The sequence below is a fragment of the Pseudoalteromonas fuliginea genome, assembly GCF_000690055.1.
Classification (GTDB): Bacteria; Pseudomonadota; Gammaproteobacteria; order Enterobacterales; family Alteromonadaceae; genus Pseudoalteromonas; species Pseudoalteromonas fuliginea.
Window position 1 is genome coordinate 1 of record NZ_JJNZ01000019.1, and the last position, 15,501, is coordinate 15,501.

Annotated in this window: 14 protein-coding genes; 6 read left to right on the plus strand and 8 right to left on the minus strand. The window is 38.6% G+C overall.

Annotated features, from left to right (window positions below; translation table 11 throughout):
* Positions 1–359: 359 nt before the first annotated feature.
* The 6 genes from DC53_RS14370 to DC53_RS14345 form a co-directional block, all read right to left on the minus strand.
* Complete coding sequence (locus tag DC53_RS14370) at positions 360–1,205, minus strand: DUF4198 domain-containing protein (RefSeq protein ID WP_008136072.1); 846 nt, start codon at positions 1,203–1,205, stop codon at positions 360–362.
* A 34-nt stretch (positions 1,206–1,239) separates the two neighbouring features.
* The gene (locus DC53_RS14365; protein ID WP_033028887.1) at positions 1,240–1,749 is read right to left on the minus strand and encodes a DUF2271 domain-containing protein; all 510 of its coding nucleotides are present in this window, start codon (positions 1,747–1,749) and stop codon (positions 1,240–1,242) included.
* Entirely contained in the window at positions 1,749–2,381 is a 633-nt protein-coding gene (locus DC53_RS14360) for a PepSY-associated TM helix domain-containing protein (RefSeq protein WP_033028888.1), read from the minus strand. The genes DC53_RS14365 and DC53_RS14360 overlap by 1 nt, the downstream gene beginning before the upstream one ends.
* 118 nt (positions 2,382–2,499) lie before the next feature.
* Positions 2,500–2,895, minus strand: coding sequence for a YbaN family protein (locus tag DC53_RS14355; protein WP_033015673.1), 396 nt, complete (start codon positions 2,893–2,895; stop codon positions 2,500–2,502).
* A gap of 278 nt (positions 2,896–3,173) precedes the next feature.
* Entirely contained in the window at positions 3,174–4,487 is a 1,314-nt protein-coding gene (locus DC53_RS14350; protein WP_008136080.1) for a putative porin, read from the minus strand.
* A 90-nt stretch (positions 4,488–4,577) separates the two neighbouring features.
* The gene (locus DC53_RS14345) at positions 4,578–5,060 is read right to left on the minus strand and encodes a MarR family winged helix-turn-helix transcriptional regulator (RefSeq protein WP_007377393.1); all 483 of its coding nucleotides are present in this window, start codon (positions 5,058–5,060) and stop codon (positions 4,578–4,580) included.
* A 427-nt stretch (positions 5,061–5,487) separates the two neighbouring features.
* Here DC53_RS14345 and DC53_RS14340 point away from each other — a divergent pair, with 427 nt between their 5' ends.
* From DC53_RS14340 to DC53_RS14325, 4 genes are all read left to right on the plus strand, one after another.
* The gene (locus DC53_RS14340) at positions 5,488–6,336 is read left to right on the plus strand and encodes a D-hexose-6-phosphate mutarotase (RefSeq protein WP_033028889.1); all 849 of its coding nucleotides are present in this window, start codon (positions 5,488–5,490) and stop codon (positions 6,334–6,336) included.
* Positions 6,337–6,364: 28 nt separating this feature from the next.
* Positions 6,365–6,898, plus strand: a complete 534-nt coding sequence (locus tag DC53_RS14335) for a PH domain-containing protein (protein ID WP_033028890.1) — start codon at positions 6,365–6,367, stop codon at positions 6,896–6,898.
* On the plus strand, positions 6,891–8,438 hold the full coding sequence (locus DC53_RS14330) for a PH domain-containing protein (RefSeq protein WP_033028891.1): 1,548 nt from the start codon (positions 6,891–6,893) through the stop codon (positions 8,436–8,438). Before DC53_RS14335 ends, DC53_RS14330 begins: the two co-directional genes overlap by 8 nt.
* A 122-nt stretch (positions 8,439–8,560) precedes the next feature.
* Positions 8,561–11,377 carry a TolB-like translocation protein gene (locus tag DC53_RS14325; protein ID WP_033028892.1) on the plus strand — a complete coding sequence of 939 codons (2,817 nt, stop codon included), beginning with the start codon at positions 8,561–8,563 and terminating at the stop codon, positions 11,375–11,377.
* 16 nt (positions 11,378–11,393) lie between these two features.
* Here the strand turns inward: DC53_RS14325 and DC53_RS14320 are convergent, their stop codons facing one another.
* Together DC53_RS14320 and DC53_RS14315 are read right to left on the minus strand one after the other, a co-directional pair.
* On the minus strand, positions 11,394–12,539 hold the full coding sequence (locus DC53_RS14320; protein WP_033028893.1) for a tetratricopeptide repeat protein: 1,146 nt from the start codon (positions 12,537–12,539) through the stop codon (positions 11,394–11,396).
* 48 nt (positions 12,540–12,587) lie between these two features.
* On the minus strand, positions 12,588–13,721 hold the full coding sequence (locus DC53_RS14315; protein WP_033028894.1) for a PepSY-associated TM helix domain-containing protein: 1,134 nt from the start codon (positions 13,719–13,721) through the stop codon (positions 12,588–12,590).
* A gap of 289 nt (positions 13,722–14,010) precedes the next feature.
* Between DC53_RS14315 and DC53_RS14310 the strand changes: the two genes are divergently transcribed.
* On the plus strand, positions 14,011–14,625 hold the full coding sequence (locus tag DC53_RS14310) for a PQ-loop repeat-containing protein (RefSeq protein WP_033015705.1): 615 nt from the start codon (positions 14,011–14,013) through the stop codon (positions 14,623–14,625).
* A gap of 72 nt (positions 14,626–14,697) precedes the next feature.
* Positions 14,698–15,486: a PhzF family phenazine biosynthesis protein gene (locus DC53_RS14305; RefSeq protein ID WP_033028895.1), complete on the plus strand. Its 789-nt coding sequence runs from the start codon at positions 14,698–14,700 to the stop codon at positions 15,484–15,486.
* The last annotated feature ends 15 nt before the right edge of the window (positions 15,487–15,501 follow it).

Consider the following 15,501-nt stretch of genomic DNA (forward strand, 5'->3'; position numbering starts at 1 on the left):
TGTGGGTTGTGGTGATTTACATAAGATCATAAATTGCTGTGCCTGTCACGTTTTGGGGATTCGTCAGCCCTTTGGGTTCTTTCTAGGAACGATTAACTCTTTGTTACTCAGTTTTTACTTAGCCCACTAGGTTACAAACCTCGCGCCGCGATTAAATCGCTCCTAGATTGAACAAATTTCAATCCACAAAGGCCAACACGCCCCAGTGTTTACGCGTGATATAGGCGTTTGGATCGTTGTAGTTGCAATCTTGTGTCGAATGGTTGCGAATTCAAGGGGATTTTAGATAAAAGTTAGTAATACGTAAGAAGGCCAAGCAAATGCTTGGCCTTTCAATTTTTTAAATTTAGTAATTTAAATTATTCAGGGGCAACTTCAAGCGTTGTAAATAATGCATAACGTCCTGCATCTACGCCTTCTTCATTTACGGTAACCTTGTTAGAGGTTTCGATTAGGTATAGGCCTGGCTCTTTCCACGTAATTGTAAACATCCCGTCTTTATCGGTCGTTACTTTTACTTCGCCACGCTCGTTACGGTAGCGTGTGTCGCCTTTTAAAATACTTACTTCAACGCCTTCACCAGCAGATTTACCATCTTGTAGTAACTGAAAACGTGCTTGTTCACCTACAAATAAATCGTTTGGATGCGTTGGACCGCTAAGCTCTAAGCCTAAACCTAACTGTGCAGGTTTTGAGGTGCCATTTCGGCTTACAAATGTATCTACTGTTGAAACAACCTTCGTTGTCGTTACATCTTTTGCATTGCTTGGTAATTTTGCGTCTGTTTTTTTACCAAATACGCGCTTGCGCTTACCTTCTTCATTTTTGTAGAAGGTCATGTACATTGGCTTTTGGGTCATTGCAATGTGGTAAGTGCCTTGCTCTGTTAAGCTTACAGCAGCTGAGCTTTTACGTTTTAAGTAATAAGCACGAATAGTGTCGCTTACTGGCTCACCATTAGGCGCAAGTGCCATTAATAATGTGTCGTCGTACTCGGCGCCTTTTTCTTTAGGTTTAAAGGCTTTGTCTGGTGCAAATATTTCGTTAGAGATACTAGCGTCAATCATTACGTAATGCGCTTTATCGCCTGATAAAGATGTATGCGAAGGTAGTAACCAGCGTCCGTGTGCACTTGCTGAAGTTGACACTAAAGCAGATAAGCTCAATGCGCCGATTAATGCGGTTTTTAATAAATTAATTTTCATTGTATTTCCTTAAATTCAAATGATTAAGTAGCAGCTACTTAGTGCTTACAGTGACGAAGCTTTTAGAAAACTCGTTTTTACCATCAATTGTCAGCTTGCCTGATTTAGTTAAATCGAGCTCAACGCGGGTGTAGTCTCTGCCGCCTTCTTCGCGTACAACTTCAATATTTAGTAAGTATTTACCAGGTTTTACTGGGTTACCGTCTAAATCATTACCTTGCCAATTTATGGTGTAAGTACCTGCGCGTTTTGTTGCGCCGCTAATGCCGTCAAAGTTGGCATCGCTTTTACCAGCTTTACGCCACCATTGGCGTAAGTCTTTAAACCATTCTGTTTTTTGCACCCAAAGTGCAAGCGTTGTAACGTGTTTGCGCTCTGGTGTTTCAAGCCAAACTGCAACGTATGGGCGGTGATACGGTTGTACTTCTAAGTCGGGAAGCGTTAATTCAACCTCTAGCTGTGGTGTTTGCGCATGCGCCGTTGTTTGAAAAAACGCAGCTACGAGCAGTAATGCGGTGCTTATAAATAATTTAAATTTAACCATTAAGACACTCCTTTTATTTGTGGAACCCAACATAAATATATAACCAGTGGAGTTGCCACTCCCAGTAAAGTTATCCATATTCCTGCTAAGCGTTTTTTTCTATTTTGAAACAAAATAATCATGCCGGTGATGGCAAATATAATCATTAGTACGGCAGATATATCAATCACTAAACTCCATACTTCACCGCTGTGGCGGCCTTTATGTAAGTCGCCAATAAGGCTTAAAAAGCCACCTGTTTGGTAATCAAGATTTAGCTCGCCAGTTGTAAAGTCAAGCTCTGCGTAGGCAAACCCAGCAGGTAGTGGGTAGTCGAGCATGACAAGCGCGTCTTCTTTTTCCCACTCAATGCTTTTTACTTTTGTAAGTGAATATTGCTCGGCTAGGTAAGCTTCTATTTCAGGGTAAAGCGTAGGTAACGTATTTAGCTGTTCATTCGCTTTGGTAACTAACTCAGCTGGAATTGCCGCCGTTACTTGGCCGTTATTTTTATCGTTTTTAAGCCAGTCAATGTGGTTGAGCACAATGCCGCTAACGCAAAACAAAATAAGCAGAAAAAACAAAGCTGTAGAAATATAAATATGTAGAGCGCGACTTGTACTATACAAAGTTCGCTTATTAATAAACGCCATAAATAGTTTAATGTTGTAAAATTTACAACATGATAATGATTTGCATTAGTCATTACAAATTTACTTACTTAACTTTACATTAAGATTTTACAAGTAGAGGGTATTTGTAGGGATGCGTTTAGTACTTAGGTGGAGTGGAGGGCCTTAAGATAAGGTAAATCATTACCGATATTTCTATCGCTGCAACGAGGTAAATAACCCAAATCGGGGCAGTAGAGTACAGTAAAAATATAAACCCAATTAACATGCCAATGGCGGCATAACATTTTGCTTTAACGGGAACCACTTTGTGAGCTTGCCACTGTTGTAATGTAGTCCCATAACGAGGATGGTTAAGTAACCAGTGTTCTAGCGCGGGCGATGAGCGAGTAAAACAAGTGAGCGCTAAAATGAAAAATATAGTGGTGGGCATAACAGGCAGTACAATGCCAATAATACCAAGTGCAACCAGTATCAGCCCTAGCATTTTTAGCCATAAATTTTTATAACAAACAAAGGCTGCTCTTATATTCACTTATACTCATTTTGTTTAATTACGGATACATTAAATTGTAGGCTAATTGAGGCGTAATTCGAAGTACTTATGCCAATTTTATTAAAAACATGATGATTATATAGTATTAAATAGTGACTCATTTCGTTAAAAATTTTTGCTTGGTTTTAGTGCGGTTTTTTATCATTTAATAGACCAAATATATAAGCAGATTGGTATGAAATAACAACAGCACGCAATAAAAAAGGACAAATGTATTTTGCCCTTTTTTATTGTTAAATAGATTATGTGCGACTTTTTTAGAAATAGTAACCTAAATTTATATTGAAGCGACGCTCTGTATCGCCATCTCCTATCATTGTTCCGCCAATAAATGGCTGGTTACGCGCTTGAACATAATCAAAGTAGGTAAAAAAGGCACCGGCCGATACACTCACACCTGTTATATTCATCCATGTATTGGCGCTATCGTCTGATTTGTCGTATATGGTGCTGTAGTCGTTATAAAATTGTAGGGCATTTACAGGCCCCCATTCTACCGAATAATTGTAGGCAACGTTAAGGCTAGACATAGTTGCCTCGCTTGAAATCGTATCGTAATAGGCATAGGCTGCAACCGAAATACGGTCACTTTGATCGTCTAAGTCGTAGTCATACTCGCCATGTTGAAGCTGAATATTCCAGTTATTAATCTGACTATCAAGGTGTACAGCCCATGCACCATAACTACCTGCTCGATCTACACCGTCATGTAAGCCGCCACTGAGTAGTGAAATACCAATATCTGTTGTTATGTTTTTATTGTGCTTAATTTGATATGTTGCACGCCCAGCAAAGGTATTGTACTCACCAAGCTCATTAGCTGGTTCTGCATATGTTCCTTCGCTTGCACTGCGGCTACCAACAATATCATAAGAATAACGATGGCTTTTATCTGATGCTGATCCGTCAACACCGCCAAGCTCGTCATTTTTGAAAAAGCCTAAGTCTAATTTCCAGTTATCTTTCAATTTGCGTTTAACGACAACACCTAAATCAAAATCATCTTCTAGGCCAATATAATAGTTGCTGCTAAAAAAGTAGTTATGAGAATTATAAGGACCGTTACCAAATGGCACTTGTGTAATGCCTGCTTGCGCTTCCCAATCATTTGTAAACTCATAACCTAGATAGGCATATTTAATTACGGTCATATAATCAAAAAAGCGAATTTCACCATTTACTGAGATATCGTTAATTTTTCCTGATACATTTAAACGAAAAATATCAAAATCGAAATCACCGTCACGATCTTTATTATCTTCATCGTATGAGGCCACGCTATAGTTAGCGCGAATTGCACCACCGAATTTAATACCGTCGTCTTTTTTTACTGGCTCTACAACAGTTGCTGTTTGCTGAGCCTTTTTACTAATTTTAGCAACTTGCTCTTCATGCTTTTTATTGATTTTCTGTTGTTTGGATTTCTCTTCGATTAATTGATTTTCGAGCAGCTGCATTTGCTGTTTTAGTTGTTTTAATTGGTTTTGAAGGGTGTCGAGATCCGTGGCGTAAGAAGTGCCAGTAACACCACTTAAAATTAATGCTAACGTTAATTTAGAGAGTTTAGTCATAGTAGCTGCTCAGATGTTGATTAAAAAATAAAAAATTCAAGGCGTCAAAAAACGCCTTACGTTTAGAGTAAGTACAAAACTTATGTGTTTTTATTCTTTAGGAGCTTGAGTCAGCGCACCAACTTCTAGTAGGGGAGATGCATCTAATTTGTCAGCATCCATCATTGCGGCTACGCGCTGCATTGACGAGAGTAAAAGACTCTGTTCCCATTCAGCAAGTGCAGAGAACTTTTCAATGAAGTGTTCTTGCAATGGCTGAGGTGCTTTTTCAAGTAACTCTTTTCCTTTTTCTGTGAGGTATAAGCTCACTCGTCGTTTATCCATTTGACTGCGTACGCGTGTTACTAAATCTCTACTTTCGATTCTATCTAGAATATTTGTGACGGTTGCTGGGCTTAAATTGACATTTTGAGCAATACGACTGGCAGTTATGCCGTTTGTTTGGGAAACTTCCTGCATAATAAGCAGTTGTGGCCCTGTTAAACCCGCTGTTTTATTTAGTTGCTTAGAGTGCAAATCAATCGCACGGATCACTTTACGTAAAGAAACTAATAACTCGTCATATTTCTGCATTTTTTTATCTCGTCGAAAAAGCAATAGCTTGCCGTAATCGCGAAATGTTACACATCAAATAAATTGAATTCAAATTATATATTGTATTTCAACCCGCTTTTATTGGTTTTTAATGCTTAGAGCAGAAACTAATGTAAAATTATATTGTTCAAAATTTATTAAATATTCTTAGCATCTTGTATACATTAACTTGCGCACAGTACGTAGGTTGTGAATAATTGGCAAGTCTTATTACATAGACTTTAGTATTGTTCATCTACAGCTGTTAGTACAAAGTAATTGTTTGTGAGTTTACTGTAGATGTATTAATCGGCAATGAACAAATTCAGCAATCAATATTTAATATCAATAGCGTATACTTTAAGCATGCATTATTGTTTTTGCACAAATATTAAAAATCTTTAGTATCAGTATTATAGGGGAAGGTATGAAATTATCGCCATCAGTTAGCATTGAGCAAAGCGAAACCGGTCTTGAGTTTATTAAAATAGCTAGTGCAAAGTGCGATGCAAAAATATTTTTGCAAGGTGGGCAAATTACCGAGTTTATTCCTAAAAATAACAAGCCGCTTATTTGGGTGTCACAGAGCGAAACCTATCAAGAAGGTGTAAGTATTCGAGGTGGTATTCCAATTTGTTGGCCATGGTTTGGTACACATGCTAATGATGGATGGCCAGCCCATGGTTTTGCGCGCACAAGCGTATGGCAAGCCGATGAAGTACACGAATCTGATGAGCAAATTACAGTTAGTCTGAAGCTACCCATGAAACTTGTTAATACAACGTATTGGCCGCATCAGTCCGCATTCAAAGTTGAGTTTGTGTTAAGCGATAAGTTACAGGTTCGCTTGACGACCACTAACTTAGGAAGTGTGCCATTTAGCTTTACTCAAGCACTGCATACCTATTTTCCTACCTCAGACATTACAAATACTCATGTTGATGGGTTGCAAGGCGCGCAATATGTTGAGTTTAGTGAGGGGCCATTTGTACAAAATGACATTGTAAGCTTTGAGCGCGAAACCGACATGGTTTATACACAAGCAAATACAGAGCAAACCATTAATACGCCAGAAGGTGTTATTAATGTGAGCCGCGAAAATTCAAGTTCGTGTGTACTGTGGAACCCATGGATAGAAAAGTCAAAACGCTTATCTAACTTTGCTGATGATGAATATAAAACAATGCTCTGCCTAGAGGCCGCTAATGTTTTAGGCGATAAAGTAACGCTTGAGCCAAAACAAAGCCACACCTTAATAACCACCATTAGTTGGTAAGTAATTAAAGCAGTAATAGGGATAAATAGTGTTTAACAATCAACAAATAATGGATTTGCCAAAGCATGGTGATATTAGCTTTAAGCCGTTGGCTAACAAAGCGTTATTACATGCGCAACTTAGCTCGCTTCTGTTTTATATTCCGCTAATTGGAGCGCTTATTGCTGTTTGTTATTTTAATGAAGCCTTTGCTAATAAGGCACAAACGTATTTGCTAATTGGTATGCCTATTTTGGTGGCCATATCTATGGCGTACAACATGATAAGTGTGAGGTTGCGAGGTTTTGCAGTGCGAAATCATGACATTGCTTTTAAAAAAGGCGTTATTTGGCAACAAGTGACGGTATTGCCTTTAGCGCGTGTACAGCATATGGAAATACACCAAGGGCCAATAGAGCGAAAACTTAGCCTTGCGAGCATTAAATTATTTAGCGCTGGCGGTGTAAGTGCCGATTTACAAATTAGTGGGCTAACCCATGATGATTGTAAAAATATGCGCCAATTTGTACAAAATTACCGTCAAGACGACGCAACTACTCAGGCAACTTTAGTCGATGAGTAATACAATTATCGAAGATAAAGCGAGCCCTATTTACTGGCAAAAAGTATCGCCCTGGGCACTTTTATACTTTGTTGTGCACTTTAGTGTGCGGTTTGTAAAAGATGGCCTTTTAAACTTACTGCCCATGCTTGTGGTGTTTGTTACTCAAGTAGAAAATAAATTATTTTGGGCACAGGTTGCAGGCGGTCTTGCGCTGATTTTGCTACTTATTTACTCATTTTTATATTATTTAAATTTTAAGTTTTCTATTAGTAGCGACAACGAAATATTGCTTAACAAAGGTGTATTTAAAAAAGAGCGACTTACGCTTAAATTTGGCCGTGTGCAAAACGTTAATATTGCCGAGCCATTTTATTTTATCCCTGTAAACTTAGTTAATTGTATTTTTGATGCCGCAGGCAGTGTGTCACAAGAAGTTGTTTTACCTGGCGTCACTCAAGATTACGCACAGCAAATGCGTAAACAAATATTTGATTTTAAAGCGCAGCAACAGCAAGAAATACAAAATACTGAACAAAGCGAAACAGACACTATCGAAAACAGCCTAAGCATTAGTAATAAAGAAATAGCCAAATTTGGTTTAATGTCGAATATGGCTATTTTAGCAATCGCTGCTGTTGCCCCTTTTATAAACCTGATTGTTGATTTTTTAGAGAAGCAAATTATTGCGAAAGTAGAAGGCTTTTATCAACAAGAGCTTGGCATGCTGGCAAGTGCTGCTACTTTTGCGATGATCACCTTAATTGTTTTGCTAGTTTTGGTCGCTGTGATGCTATCGGTGACTATGTCGCTTATTCGTTTTTATAACTTTGAGCTTTATTTTAAAGGTCAAAAGTTTAAACGTATTGCTGGCTTGTTAGAGCGCCATCAGCTTTCAATGAGCATGGATAAAGTGCAATCTATTGTTATTAAACAAAACCTAATGGGGCGATTACTAAAGCGATTTACCGTGGAGTGTTTACAAGCAAGTAGCGGCGGAATAGCAGCCGGTGTTGCAGCTAAGAAAAATAAACAAACCTTAGTATTACCTGTATTAAATAGCGAACAAGTTGATAGTGTATGCCAATGGATTTACCCGTGGTTTAATAGTAAAAAACTCGCTTTTAAGCGCGCAGAGCGAGCGCTTTTGTATAAAAATTTAGGCTTTTATTCATTGTTACCGAGTGCACTCGTGTTTGGCTTTTGTTTTATTGCTGATATTAATACTCTGATAAGCCTTGGTGTTTTGGTGGGGTTTTCTGGCTTGGTAACTTTATCGTATCAGCGTTATGGTTATTACATGCATGAGGATAATGGCCGATTTTACATGGTTGTACGTAAAGGTATGATTGGCGTTCACTACCGTGTTTTTGAGCTTTATAAAGCGCAAAGTGCGCGCAGTATAAGTACGTACTTAATGAGAAAATCAGGCTTAAAAAGCCTGTATATACAACTTGCTTCAGGCTTTGCATTTATGCCTTATATAAAGCAGCAAGATGCTGACTTTATTATTGATTTTACAATCAAACAGATTGAGTCAGATACTCGCAGCTGGATGTAAATCACCCTAATAAAACATGTGTAAATACTCATTTTCACATGTTTTATTACACTTTCTTACTGCCCATGAAAGACATTTAATAATACTCTAGATGGTATTAAGGAATTCTTTTAGGGACGCTCATGAAAAAAACACTTATCGCATCGGCTTTATTACTAGCAGCACCGAGCTTTGCAGCCGATTGGCAAACTATTCATACCGAACATTTTAATGTTCACTACAGTGTTGAGCATGCTGATTTTGCTAAATCAACTGCAGCAGAGCTTGAAATAGTACGCATCAAAGTGCTTGAGCAGCAAAACCGAGCACTTGATAAAACAGTTGATGTAGTGGTGTTTGATCCCCTAAATGCGGCAAATGGCTTTGCGCTACCTACCTCAAATAATCCTGTAATGGCGCTTTTTACAACCCCACCACAATCCGACACCGTTATATCAAACAGCGCTGGCTGGCAGCAGTTACTTGTACTGCATGAATATATTCACTTAGTACACTTAGCACAGCCAACACGCAATGACTGGCAGCAAAAAGTACGTGGCATATGGGATTTATACGACTTAACCTACAGTGATACACCGCGCTGGGTAGCCGAAGGTTATGCCACATTGATTGAGTCTAAAATGACGGGCCGTGGGCGTTTATTTGATAACTACTCAGAGTCAATACTGCGAGAATTTGCTCAGCAAGGTGCTTTGCCAACCTATGGGCAATTAAATGGCGAGCAGGGCTTTATGGGCGGCTCAATGGCGTATTTAATGGGGAGCCGCTTTTTAAATTGGCTAGAGCAAAACTATTCAGAGCAAACACTCGATAGTGTTTGGACGCGAATGCAAGGCGTAAAAACGCGGGATTTTGATGAGGCATTTGGCGGTGTGTTTGGGCAAAGTGCAGCCAAGCTATATCGTCGATTTATAGCTGAATATACCTATAAAGCAATGCAAATAGAGCAAGGGGAGGTGTTACTTAATAGTGAACTTTGGCTTGAGCTAAATTTATATGCAAGTAACCCCGCACTTTCAAAAGATGGTAGTAAAATTGCGATTGTTGAGCGAGACAAAGAGAGTAATACCAAGCTTATAATTTATAGCACGGATGACAACATTAAAGCGCAAGAAGAGTTTACTAAAGCGCAAAAAGAGCTACTCGAAAACGATGCACAAGACATCCCCGATACAGCGCCAAGTGTGTTTAAGCGCGAACAAAAACAAGTGCTTAATCAAATTAATCGAGCCGGTATTGCAAACCCTCAATGGGTAAATAGCACAACGTTATATTTTAATGCGTACAGCAATGAAGAGTCGGGTATTTATAACAAAGTGTCTGACATATTTAGCTATAACACTGACACTGGAAATATTACACAACTTACCGAACTTGCTGGTATACGTCGTTTTAAAGTAACCAGTAACGGCGAAACCTTGTATGGCGAGCAAATAAGAGATGGCTACTCTGAATTAGTAAAGGTTGAACTCAATACGCAAACCATCACACCATTATTTACAAAAAGCCTTGAGACAACTTACGATTACCCAATACTCAGTCCTGATGAAACTAAATTAGCTTATTTATCAACGTCATTAAATGAAAACTGGCAGTTGTATATACAAGATGTGAGCGGCGAACAACAGCAACTAGTACCTATGCCAAACGGGTATCAATATTTAAGCCAGCCGAGCTTTAGTTTTAATGGCGAGTCACTTTACTTTGTTGCAGGCTTAAATAGCGCCACCGATATTTACAATTATCATATTAAAAGTAAAACACTCACCAAGTTAACCCAAGGACAAGAGGCCGTTGCTCACCCAATTGAAATGGCTGATGGCTCGTTACTCTATTTTTCGATAACCGCAGATGGGCCAAATGTAAAAACACTGCCAAAAGCTATAAAAAGCACTGTAGTTACTGAATTTTCGGCTAACAAAAAAGCACCGCTGCTAATTGTAAACGAACATACGCTTCCAAAAGCTAAAATATATACGCACCAAACAACGCAGCAGACAAATTACAACGTACTCGATCAGCACGCTACTTTTGCACTAGGAACACAGTATTATTCGGCTTCTACCAGTTTGTTAGATTTAAGCATTAAAAGTAGCGACTTATTAAAGCAGCTCGACTTGCAAGCGGGATATAGCACTGATTTACACGATGGAGCACTGCACGGTGGTTATGTGCAGGCAAAATATAATGCGCTTGATGTAAAACTGAAACTTGCACTGTTTGACTATGATTTAAATACATCGCGCCAGTACCAAGCAAGTTTAAATACCGACATAGATGCCCGTGGTGGTTTTGCTGCAGTAAGTTACCCAGTTAAATTTGGGCAGCTAAGTTTAACGCCAGAGATTGCCTACAATTACACTGATTATAAGATAAGCCATAAAAGTTGGACGCGTTTAGGCGTTGCTCAAAATTGGCAATATGATCGTCAAGATTTTGCGATAGGCCAAAGTGTTTATGCGAGTTGGTACGATGGCAGTAGTAAAAGTAGCAATTGGCAAGGCTACGATTTAGCCGCCAAAATTTTTGGTAAGGCGTTTGGTATTCCTCTTTATGCAAACTTTGATCAAAAACAGCGTGATGACAATAGCCTTGCATTAGGTGGTTTTAGCTCAAATCTTATTAATCAGCAACAAAGTAGTGAACATGTACTTTCATCTGATCTGCCCTTTTACAGCGCAACTGCAAAGCGCTATCAAGGCTACGGTGGCGGCTTTAGCCTTAAAGAAGGCATGCCGTGGCTTTATTATAAGCAACATCAACTCGACGACACCGTATACGCACAAAGCTACGGCTTAAAATACCAAGGTGATTTTAGCTTTGGGATGGGGCCTGCGGGCGTAAATGATTTAACCTTTAATATGGGGCTGTCGCGAGTAGAAGGCGTCAGTTTTGAAGATGAAATGCGTGCTTGGCTGAGCTTCTATTATTCGTTATAAATATTAATCGGCTAAGTTACTTTTCCATCTGCAAGGATAGTAACTTAGCTTGATATATATCGAGCTTTTGGTTATCACGCTCTAGTTTAATTGCTTTTTCAAGTAAGGTTTGTGTTTGTTTGGTATTGCCTTGTCGATAGCGAACTTTTGCGAGTTCCAAGTATAACTCAGCAATGTAAGGCGCTTTAGTAATGGCTTGCTCAAGGTTTGCTTTAGCTTGATGAACGTGGCCAGCTTGTAAGTTGTTTTTAGCGATCACTAATAATTCGTATGGGTCTTTTTCTTTATTAACTAATTGTGAGGTGAGCTCTTTAACAAGCTCTTTGTCGCCTAACTCTTCAGCTAAAAGCTTATAGTTGCTGATTAAATTAATGCTTATCTCGTTATTGCTAAGTGCTGTTTGGTAGATGTTTTTAGCGCTTTGTAAATCACCAACTCGGCGATGTAAAATACCAGCTATGTTAAATAGTTCTGCATCATTTGGTGTAAATTTATTCGCTTGTAAAATAAGAGAGTAAGCCGTATTAAATTGTTTTTTGACAAGTGCGTTTGCCGCTAAGTTACTATAAAACTTAGCTAGCAAATCGTTATAAGTTGCACTACCAGAATAGATACTACCTTGAGTCGGGAAATAGTCTATCAGTGTTCCTGCTCTAATAAATTCGATATAATTATCTTCTTTCTTTACTTTGGGAGCATATACCTTTGTCCTAAAGTGATTAGCCACATAGACTATGTTGCTTTCTTTGGCATACACCGGTTCGCTGGTCACTTCCTGGAAACTTGTATCGAGACTTAAGGTTTGTGCGTAGCTTTGTGTTAGTACCGCTAGACTAATGCAATTACCTTGCGATAATTTAAGGGCTTGCTTTGAAGTAAGTGTATCGCCATGGTACTTGAAGTTTTCTAACCGACCTTCTAGATAATTAAAAATAACTTGATCAGCTCGGGTATCTGCTAGATTTTCATTTGCATAGGTTAAGAATTTTTGCTTTTCTGCTTGAGGCAATTCAAAAATGCTTTGCTCGGTTGGAGTGTCCAAGCGCTCAAAAAGCGAATGATTTATAAGACTGGATAACTGTACTTTTTGAGCCGCAGTAATTGCGGGTGTATTTTTACATGCAGTTAAAAAAAGACAAAATATTAATATTATAAACTTCATAAGCCACCTCAATGTGAACTTTGACTTTACATTGAGGTGGTTTTCAAATCAAGCGTTAACTATGCCTCGCTTATTTGAGCGATTTACCTGTGACTGTTTTTTACGTTTTCGGCGGGTAAACCATAAGTAAAAGCCGGTTCCGGCTAGCCATACTGGACTTAAGCCAATTACACACCACAGTATTTTACTAGTAAGACCTGCAAAATAACCAAAGTGAAGTTTTCTGAAGCTATCAATTACTTGCCAGCCAATACCAACTTCGCGAATATCCCAGTTGACCATGTGGTCACCAGTCAATTTATTGTAGGTAACAGTATTGGCGTATTCACTGGCAAGCGGGTTGGCAGTTTTAACTTCTCCAAATACGGTAATATTTTCATCCGGTTCTAATGGCATAACCAAAAAAGTGCTATTAAAAGTAGTTATTTGTTGTTTGCTATTATCTAAAATATCTTGAAACGAGATATCTGCACTATGTAGCTTTTTGGTTAGCACAAAATGTTCTTCTTCTGCGTGCTCTATTACTTCGTGATACCAAACAGCCCAGTTAAAGTAGCCACCTGTAATCGCTAAAATAATAATGATAGGGGAGCCAATAACACCGGTCATTTTATGGATATCGCTAAGGACTATTTGTAGTGTCGCACGCCAGCGTACACTAAACAGACGTTGCCAAAACTTGCGATAAATAATGAGGCCTGTAATGCCTAAGATTAATAAAAACAAAGCAAAAAAGAAGCCTAAAACAGTACCTGTTTGGCCAGGTAAACTTTTTAAGTCATTTAGTAAAAATGTGTAATGTAGTTCTAAAAACCAATCAGTAAAGTAATGGCTAGTGCCTACTGGCTCCGATAAAATATCACCTGTGTACTGGTTTAAATGAAACTTATACCATTGCTCTGTACCGCGTTTAACTAAGTAAACCCGATCAGCAGTATCATTGTTAAAAATCTCCCAGCTACCCACTAGATACTCAGGGTAAGCATGTTCTGCTTTAGCGATTAATTTATCGATTGTTATACGCTCTGGCAACGCTTTTACAACAAAGTGACTATCAGGCATAAGTAAGCCATCTATTTCACTTTTAAAAACTAATACACTGCCTGTAATACTAATGACAATGAGTGGAATGATTGCAATAAGGGCAATCCAGCTGTGGATCTTAAAAAGTATTTTTCTCATGGATGGTTTTATATGCAGTAGCTAATGACCTGCGCATGATAACAACTATCATTTTTATTTGTAAGTTGCAGTAATGAATTTCAATAAAACAAACAAACTGTGAACTTAATTCTACGGTTTTTGTATACTCAGCTTGCCAGTACCTAAAATAAGTTTTTGCTATTTAGTTGAGTTAAATTTACGCGGCTCTACAATGCCGCGCTCATAGTAAAAGCCTTTTAAAACATATGTTTAATAAATGTTTTTATTTCCATTTCTAGTTAACATTTATGTAACGAGTGAGGTTGCTTTGGCGCATTATTTGCCTATATTGTCTTCTTTTATTTTGGTTTTTAGTTTTTTACCGCTACTAAACAAAATTCGAAAAAATCGTAGTGTCTCAGGTTTATCACTATTGATGATGACGTTTGGGTTAGCGCAAAGCCTTTATTTTATAACCTACAATATTTACTTTGAGCGCTATTATATTGCATTACCATTTATTGTAACCGGTGCGTTAAGCGGGCTTATTTTGTATTTTTTTGCACGTTTCAACGCAGCTAAACGAGAGCGCGTACAGCTGGTTACTATGTTAGGTTTTTCGTTACTGCCCTTTTCACTGCTTTTGAATTCAAACCTCGATACTGCAACGGTATTAAGCGCTTTAACGTATGTTGGCCTTGTGATGAGTTCGGTACGTGTTATGCCGCAAACTTATAAAACATTGCGTACGGGTAATGTAAGTAATTTAAGCGCGCGCTACTTTAGCTTGCAGTTTATTGCTGGTATTTGCGGCTTAGTTGTTGAGCTTTCAAATGCAGCCACAAGTACTGCGCACTTACTTATGTTTATTATGTTGTTGCTTACAAATGCTGTGCAATTTGGCTGTATGCAATATTATAGAGTGCGACCTGTAATGGCTTAAAGCTAAAATAAAAGTGCTAATTGAGTTTAGGTGTGGCAGTTTTAAGCTATTAATCATTACAAAGTTTAAACAATGCAATTAACTATTCATCAAATTGATGCGTTTACGAATGAGTTATTTAAAGGTAACTATGCGGCAGTGATCTCATTGAAATCGTGGTTAAGTGACGATTTAATGCTAAAAATTGGCGCAGAAAATAACGTATCTGAAACGGCTTTTACCTGCCAGCAAGACGATGGCAGTTTTGTTATTCGCTGGTTTTCGCCGTTAATGGAAATCGACTTTTGCGGTCATGCCACACTTGCGGCTGCCTATGTTTTATGTGAAGAGCATAATATATCGCAAATTCGCTTTATTGCTGATGCGGTGGGCGAGCTGATCGTTAATAAAAACGCTGATGGCAGCTTTGCAATGACCTTTCCGAAACAAGCACCGGTTGAAGTGCAAAATGTACCGCAGCAATTGCTTGATGGCTTGTCTATACAACCGAGTAAAGTGCTTAAAAACCGCCAAGCTTACTTTGCTATTTATGAAAATGCCGATCAAATACTTGAATTAAAAACTAGCTCAGAGCTTTTAAAAACGCTTTATCCACTTGATGTAGTGGCCACTGCTCCGAGTGCTGAATATGATTTTATATCTCGTTATTTTTGGCCTGCAAGCGGTGGCGACGAAGATTATGTGACAGGTTCTATTCATACTGGCTTGGCACCTTACTGGGCGCTGCAATTAGGTAAAACTACGTTAAGCGCTTATCAGGCTTCAAGCAGAGGCGGGCAGCTAACTTGCGAAGTGGGTGATACAACCGTCACCTTAACCGGGCATGCTGTAAGGTATTTAAAAGGCACTATTTATATTTAATCTTTATTGTTCTTG

Excerpts from the sequence above, each read along its gene's own strand:
- DC53_RS14370 (WP_008136072.1), bottom strand. The coding sequence starts at position 1,205 with ATGAAAATTAATTTATTAAAAACCGCATTAATCGGCGCATTGAGCTTA.
- DC53_RS14365 (WP_033028887.1), bottom strand. The coding sequence starts at position 1,749 with ATGGTTAAATTTAAATTATTTATAAGCACCGCATTACTGCTCGTAGCT.
- DC53_RS14360 (WP_033028888.1), bottom strand. The coding sequence starts at position 2,381 with ATGGCGTTTATTAATAAGCGAACTTTGTATAGTACAAGTCGCGCTCTA.
- DC53_RS14350 (WP_008136080.1), bottom strand. The coding sequence starts at position 4,487 with ATGACTAAACTCTCTAAATTAACGTTAGCATTAATTTTAAGTGGTGTT.
- DC53_RS14345 (WP_007377393.1), bottom strand. The coding sequence starts at position 5,060 with ATGCAGAAATATGACGAGTTATTAGTTTCTTTACGTAAAGTGATCCGT.
- DC53_RS14340 (WP_033028889.1), top strand. The coding sequence starts at position 5,488 with ATGAAATTATCGCCATCAGTTAGCATTGAGCAAAGCGAAACCGGTCTT.
- DC53_RS14330 (WP_033028891.1), top strand. The coding sequence starts at position 6,891 with ATGAGTAATACAATTATCGAAGATAAAGCGAGCCCTATTTACTGGCAA.
- DC53_RS14325 (WP_033028892.1), top strand. The coding sequence starts at position 8,561 with ATGAAAAAAACACTTATCGCATCGGCTTTATTACTAGCAGCACCGAGC.
- DC53_RS14320 (WP_033028893.1), bottom strand. The coding sequence starts at position 12,539 with ATGAAGTTTATAATATTAATATTTTGTCTTTTTTTAACTGCATGTAAA.
- DC53_RS14315 (WP_033028894.1), bottom strand. The coding sequence starts at position 13,721 with ATGAGAAAAATACTTTTTAAGATCCACAGCTGGATTGCCCTTATTGCA.
- DC53_RS14305 (WP_033028895.1), top strand. The coding sequence starts at position 14,698 with ATGCAATTAACTATTCATCAAATTGATGCGTTTACGAATGAGTTATTT.